A 5,800-nucleotide genomic window follows, 5' to 3' on the forward strand; every position below is an offset into this window, starting at 1 on the left:
CGGCCGGGCGCTCGCGCTGTGGCGGGGCGCACCGCTCGCCGACATCCGGTCCGAGGTGCTGCAACGGGACGTCGTCCCGGCGCTCGCCGAGGAACGGCTGCTCGCCATCGAGGAGTGGGCCGAGGCCCAGCTCGCGCTGGGGCGGCATCAGGAGGCCGCCGGCGAACTGGCCGGGCGGCATCGGCCTCGCCCTGCTCCGCCTCTCGGGCCCGGCGGAAGGGCTTCCCTACCTGGAACGGGCCCTCGACCTCTTCACCGCGCCGGGTCACCGCCGCGGCGAAGAGGTACGCGCCGAACTGGCCCGCCTGCGGGGCCCGGGGCCGGGCTGATCCGTCTACGGCCAGCCGTTGATGATGTCGATGTTGCACTCCGGCACCCAGCCGCGCACGCCGGTCACCTTGTTGGTGATGTCCCCCAGAGGGTGGCCGTGACCCCGTTGTCACACGTGTACGGCTCGCTGTCCTTCCACCCGTGGACGAACATGTACTGGCCCTCGTACCCGAGCCCGTTCACCGGGGATCCGGCAGCCGCGTCACGGAAGATCCGAACGCCGGGAACCCGGAAGTCGGCATCCCACCCCGCCGCGGCCTCGACAACGACGCTACGAACCCCGGGCTGCACTTCCGTGCCACCCGGGTGGCACACCGTCCGGAGCGCTCACCCCTGCGGGGCGGACAACGCCTTCATCCCCTCGTACGCCTCGCGCAAGTCGACGGCCTCCGGCATCGTTCGCGATTCCGCCGCGTTCACGACCTCCAGCGCGCGCCAGTGGTTCGACGGCACGATCCGCCCGCTGAGTATGGCCAGCCGGGCCGCGTCGCACGCTTCGTCGAGCCGGCCGTCGGAGAGAAGCACCAGGGCGAGGTCGATGTTGGCCGAGGCCACCCGGCGCGGCCACTGCTGTACGTCGGCCGACGGGCTCAGCCGGACGATCACCTCGCGGGCGTACGCCTCCGCAGCCGGGTCCCCCAGCCACGCAAGCGTCGTCGCCTTGTAGGCGAGCGCCTTGGCGGGGTCGTACTGGTAGTGGTGTTCCTTCGGGCGTTCGGCCAGACCCATCGCGGCGGACAGCTGCTGGACCCGCTCGATCGCCGCGTAGGTCTCCCTGTTCTCTCCCAGCCTCGCCAGCGCGCGCCCCTCCTGCGCAGTCGCCTGGATCAGCGCTGAAGTCCCCGGCGGAGCCAAGGACTGTGCCGCGCGGGACAGTTCGAGAGCACGGGCGTAGTCCCCCGCCGTCAGTACGCGCCAGGCGTCCGTCTCGTAGCACCACGCCTCTATCTCGCGGTGGTCGGCCTCGCGCGCCAGGGTCGCGGCTGTCCGCATGTGCGCCGTCGCTGCGTCCTGCTGGTCGAGGTCGACGTGCACGGTCGCGCCCAGGAGCGACAGCCAACCGCCCACGGAGAGGAGCCTGCGGTGCTCCGCGAGGGTCGCACGTTTGTCGAGGAGTTGCGCAACGTACGCCGTGTGCTTCCGGACTCGCCGTAATAAGACCTGCGGAGGCGTCATCGGGTAGGCCGTCGCCAGATCATCGAATGCCCGCTCCAGACGCGTCAGCGTCTCGCCGCCGACATCGCTGGCGTTCACGCGCCGCGCCAGCTCCCACGCCGAGGTCTCGTCGTCCGGGGTTTCCGGGGCGGGCGCAGCCCAGTCCGCAGGGGACGGGCTCAAGAGATCGGAGAGCCGAGTCGCGGTCACGTCGAGCGCGCGGGCGAGCTTCGGGCGTTGCCAGGGCTGCGGGTTGCTCTCGCCGCTCTCCCAGCGCTGCACCGTCGACAATGCGACACCGACCCGTTCGGCCAGGTCTTCCTGCGAATATCCCAGGGATCGTCGACGCTCGGACATACGTACGCGTCTGACAGCCATCGTCTCACCGCTCCCTATCGCGTATCTCCCCTGGTCAGCCTACCCGTTGAGGTGCGGCTGGGGTGGAGATGCGGTGCTGTTGCTCTGGTTCCGGATCGTGCCGGTGGATTGCCTGGTTACCGGCAGTTGCAGCCGGGCTCACTTTCCCTTCGTGCCGCTGCCGCGATTCTGCTCTGTCCCGATGCCAGGGAGACGAAAGTGGCGAACGATTCTCAGCAGACCGTCCACGCGAGTCGGAGCAAGACCGGCGACGCCGTCACCGACTTACCCCTCCGGACCCGGGGCGCAAGCCTCGATCGGCTCGGGCGTATCGCCTTTCCGGGACGGGCCTCGAATCCACCCGGCGAATACCCTCCGTACAAAAGGCGGTTCGCGCGGCGGGCCAGGTCGGTGTCGCGGGCGCGGGAGTTCGTTGTCGGGGTGCTCGGGGCCGGGGTCTGCGGTGAGGTGGCCGAGGACATCCGGCTCTGCGTTTCCGAGCTCGCCAGCAACGCCCTGCGGCACACGCCGCCCGGCCGTGAGTTCCTCGTGTGCGTCCTCCCCCGCCACGGCGTCCTCCGCATCGAGGTCCACGACGCCGGCACCGGCGTCCCGTACCTCTGCGCACCCACCGCCACCGACGACCGCGGGCGCGGGCTGCTGCTGGTCGGCTCCCTCGCCGACGACTGGGGTGTGAGCGACCGGGCCGGACCCGGGAAAGCCGTCTGGGCGGAGTTCAAGGCCGAAGGGGAGCCGCGGTGATCAGTGCTCGGGGCGGGGGGCCGCGGTGGCTTCGCGGAGGGCTGTCCAGGCGTCCGCCAGGGGGCCGATGTGGCTGAGCTTGTCCGGGTTGTTCACCGTGTGGATCGTCTGGAGAAGACCGTCGCGTACGTCCAGGGTCCACGTGCTGAGGACGTGGCCCTCCCGGTCCCGGAAGATCGCCCCCGGCTGGCCGTTGACCTGCCGCGGCTCCACCACCCCGGCCCCCCTGACGACCAGCGGTACGAACACCGCCAGCACCCCGCCCACGTGCTCCGCACCGGAGATGACGGGCTGGAAGCGGGGGGCCTTGCCGCCGCTGTCGCCGATCATCTGGACGTCGGCGGCCAGCAGTTCGGTCAGCGCGTCCACGTCCCCCTCCCGGAAGGCGTCGAAGAAGCGGCCCGCGAGCTTTTCGCGCTCCTTCCGGTCGGCCTCGAAGCGGGCCCGGCCCGCGTCCATGTGGCGGCGGGCCCGTACGGCGAGCTGGTGGCAGGCCGCCTGCGAGCGGCCCACGGCCGACGCGATCGCCGGGAAGTCGAAGGCGAACACCTCGCGCAGCACGAAGACGGCGCGTTCGAGCGGGGAGAGCCGCTCCAGGAGGAGCAGGGCCGCCGTGGAGAGCGAGTCCGCCAGCTCGGCCGCGCGCGCCGGGTCCTCGTACGGGTCGGTCAGCAGCGGTTCGGGGAGCCAGGGCCCGACGTACTCCTCGCGCCGGACGCGGGCGGAGCGCAGCACGTCGATCGAGATGCGCGTGACCACGGTCGACAGGAACGCCTTCGCCGACTCGGGTTCCGTGCGTGTGGCCTGGTAGCGCATCCAGGACTCCTGGACCGCGTCCTCGGCCTCGCTGACGCTGCCCAGGATCCGGTACGCGATCGAGAACAGCAGCGGCCGCAGCTCCTCGAACTCCTCCGCCTTCGTCACCGCGGCTCCTCCTTCCGCCGTTCCCCCCGGCCGTCCTGCGTCACCAGGGCACCGGGCCGTCCGCGCTGAAGAACCCGGCGGTCGGTCCGTCCGCGCCGAGCGTGGCCAGGCGCACCACGACCGCGGCGCCCTGCGCGACGGTGAGGAAGCCCTCGTGGTTGTTGCTGTCCGTGGCGACGTAGCCGGGAGCGGCGGCGTTGACGAGGACGCCGTCCTTGCGCAGTTCGTTCGCGTACTGCACGGTCAGCGCGGTGAGCGCGCTCTTGGACGGCGAGTACGCCGCGGACGGCAGCAGCGCGGCGAAGGGGCCGTCCGGGTCGCTGGAGAGGGCCAGCGACGCACCGTGCGTGCTGACGTTGACGATGCGCGGGGCCGGTGAGCGCCGCAGGAGGGGCAGCATGGTGTTGGTCACCGCTATCACCCCGAACACGTTGGTCTCGAACACCGCCCGGACCATGTCCACGTCGACGGAGCTGGGGATCTGATCGTGCGCCTCCGCGGGCGAGACCTGCCCGGAGCCGGTGATGCCGGCGTTGTTGACCAGCACGTCGAGGCGGCCGAAGCGCTCCTCGACCAGCTCGGCGGCAGCGCGGACGGCGGCCCGGTCTGTGACGTCCAGCGCGACCGCGTGCGCGTCGCCGCCGGCCAGGCGCAGCGACAGGGCCGCCTCCTCGCCGCGCCGCGGGTCCCTGGCGCCGACCAGGACCGTCATCCCCCGGGTGGCGAGCTGCTGGGCGACGCCGCGGCCGATGCCCTTGTTCGCGCCGGTGACCAGCGCGACCTTGCGTTCCGTGCTCTCCTCGCCCATGGCCGTCTCCTCGTCGTCGTGGTGGGTTCTTCGCAGAACCTGTCTTCACCACCTGGGACGAGACAGCCCGCCCGCCACTGACATGCGGCCGCGTCGGCTACGGGACCTCGCCGACCAAGGCCGTTTCGCTGCGGAGAGCCCGCAGGGTGTCGAGTTCGCGGTCGAGGTCACGTCGCTTGGCCTCAAGGCGCTCGACTTCCTGGGCGAGCAAGCGCTCCATCACGCCCGTGCGCTCCTCGGGCGGGGCCTCCAGGCACGGGAGCAGTTCGTTGATGGTGACGCTGGTCAGTCCGGCGGCGAACAAGTGCTGGATCATGAGGACCCGCTCGACCATGGAGCCGTCGAAGTCGCGCCACCCGCCGGGCGTGCGCTCGGAGCGGATGAGGCCGTGCTCCTCGTAGTAGCGCAGGGAGCGCGTGCTGACTCCGGCCGCGGCCCCCAGTTCACCGATGCGCATGAGACCTCCCTCGCGGCTGTCCGCCGACATCCGTTCTTGCAGTTGACACCGGTGTGAAGTGTCACGATCCAGACGTCCGGAGCCGGCCCGTCGACCCGGCTCCACCGCCCGTCTTGTCACTCCAGCATACGAAGGACGTCCGCCATGCACTGGTTCTACCTCGCCCTCGCCGTCGTCTTCGAGATCGCCGTCGCCCTGTCCGCCGGCAAGGCCCGGGGCTTCACCCGGCCCGCCTGGACGACCGCCACGCTGGTCAGCGGCGGCATCGCCACCTACCTCCTGAGCCGGGCGCTGCTGACCTTCGACGTCGGCGTCGGCTACGCCCTGTGGACCTCCGTCGCCGGCGTCGGGATCGTCGTCCTCGGCGCCGGCCTCTTCGGCCAGCGCCTGGGGTGGCGCAAGCTGCTCGGCATCGCCGCGGTCATCGCCGGAGTCGTCGGCCTCCAGCTCAGCGGCGCGGCGTGACCGCCCGGTCCGGCAGCCCCCGTACGACGCCTCGGAAAGGAACTCCCATGTCCACCACCGCCCCCGCCACCGCCGCCACTGCCACTGCCACCGCCCGCCGGGACGTCACCGTCCGGAGCGACCGTGCACGGGCGTGGCTCGTCCTCCTCCTCGCCGGCGCCTTCGAGGTCGGCTACGCCCTCGCCGTGGGCGGCAGCGAAGGATTCACCGTGCTCTCGTGGTCGCTCGTCGCGGTCGTCTTCTTCCTGCTGACCCTCTTCGCCCTGAGCGTCTCCCTGCGCACCATCGACGTGGGCATCGGGTACGCCGTGTGGGCGGGGATCGGCGCCGTCGGGGCCGCCCTGCTCAGCCCCGTCGTCTTCGACGAGACCCTCACCGCCGGCAAGGCCCTCTGGCTCGCCGTGATCATCGCGGGCGTGGTCTGGCTCAAGCTCGCCGACCGCCCGGACCACCCGGACCACCCGGATCGCCAGGACCGGACCGCGCGGCCCGCCCACCGGTGAGGACCGCGGTGCGGCGGCGGCCGGCGGCCGGAATCAGGT

General features: G+C 71.7%; 7 protein-coding genes and 1 pseudogene. 4 read left to right on the top strand and 4 right to left on the bottom strand.

The annotated features are described in order from the left end of the window. Positions 1–55 precede the first annotated feature (55 nt). Positions 56–124: pseudogene (locus tag H5J30_RS36755) on the top strand (hypothetical protein); the annotation flags it as partial. 533 nt (positions 125–657) lie between these two features. Here the strand turns inward: H5J30_RS36755 and H5J30_RS15355 are convergent. After that, positions 658–1,842 carry a helix-turn-helix domain-containing protein gene (locus H5J30_RS15355; RefSeq protein ID WP_258563330.1) on the bottom strand — a complete coding sequence of 395 codons (1,185 nt, stop codon included), beginning with the start codon at positions 1,840–1,842 and terminating at the stop codon, positions 658–660. Positions 1,843–2,172: 330 nt separating this feature from the next. Between H5J30_RS15355 and H5J30_RS15360 the strand changes: the two genes are divergently transcribed. Next, the gene (locus H5J30_RS15360) at positions 2,173–2,604 is read left to right on the top strand and encodes an ATP-binding protein (protein WP_181788000.1); all 432 of its coding nucleotides are present in this window, start codon (positions 2,173–2,175) and stop codon (positions 2,602–2,604) included. On the opposite strand, the gene H5J30_RS15365 is transcribed toward H5J30_RS15360, so the two are convergent. The 3 genes from H5J30_RS15365 to H5J30_RS15375 form a co-directional block, all read right to left on the bottom strand. Beyond that, a complete protein-coding gene (locus H5J30_RS15365; protein WP_181787995.1) occupies positions 2,605–3,528 on the bottom strand; it encodes an RNA polymerase sigma-70 factor in 924 nt (307 codons plus the stop codon). It lies immediately after the preceding gene. A 40-nt stretch (positions 3,529–3,568) separates the two neighbouring features. Further along, the gene (locus H5J30_RS15370) at positions 3,569–4,336 is read right to left on the bottom strand and encodes an SDR family oxidoreductase (protein ID WP_181787996.1); all 768 of its coding nucleotides are present in this window, start codon (positions 4,334–4,336) and stop codon (positions 3,569–3,571) included. A gap of 97 nt (positions 4,337–4,433) precedes the next feature. Next, complete coding sequence (locus H5J30_RS15375) at positions 4,434–4,793, bottom strand: MerR family transcriptional regulator (RefSeq protein WP_181787997.1); 360 nt, start codon at positions 4,791–4,793, stop codon at positions 4,434–4,436. A 144-nt stretch (positions 4,794–4,937) separates the two neighbouring features. Here H5J30_RS15375 and H5J30_RS15380 point away from each other — a divergent pair, with 144 nt between their 5' ends. Beyond that, positions 4,938–5,258, top strand: coding sequence for a DMT family transporter (locus tag H5J30_RS15380; protein ID WP_181787998.1), 321 nt, complete (start codon positions 4,938–4,940; stop codon positions 5,256–5,258). Positions 5,259–5,305: 47 nt separating this feature from the next. Then, positions 5,306–5,761, top strand: a complete 456-nt coding sequence (locus H5J30_RS15385) for a DMT family transporter (protein WP_181787999.1) — start codon at positions 5,306–5,308, stop codon at positions 5,759–5,761. The last annotated feature ends 39 nt before the right edge of the window (positions 5,762–5,800 follow it).

It is taken from the genome of Streptomyces phytophilus, assembly GCF_013870535.1.
GTDB classification, from domain to species: domain Bacteria; phylum Actinomycetota; class Actinomycetes; order Streptomycetales; family Streptomycetaceae; genus Streptomyces; species Streptomyces phytophilus.

Bases quoted from the DNA above. Each gene is read 5' to 3' on its own strand.
- H5J30_RS15385 (WP_181787999.1), top strand. From the start codon at position 5,306: ATGTCCACCACCGCCCCCGCCACCGCCGCCACTGCCACTGCCACCGCC.
- H5J30_RS15370 (WP_181787996.1), bottom strand. From the start codon at position 4,336: ATGGGCGAGGAGAGCACGGAACGCAAGGTCGCGCTGGTCACCGGCGCG.
- H5J30_RS15355 (WP_258563330.1), bottom strand. From the start codon at position 1,842: ATGTCCGAGCGTCGACGATCCCTGGGATATTCGCAGGAAGACCTGGCC.
- H5J30_RS15375 (WP_181787997.1), bottom strand. From the start codon at position 4,793: ATGCGCATCGGTGAACTGGGGGCCGCGGCCGGAGTCAGCACGCGCTCC.
- H5J30_RS15380 (WP_181787998.1), top strand. From the start codon at position 4,938: ATGCACTGGTTCTACCTCGCCCTCGCCGTCGTCTTCGAGATCGCCGTC.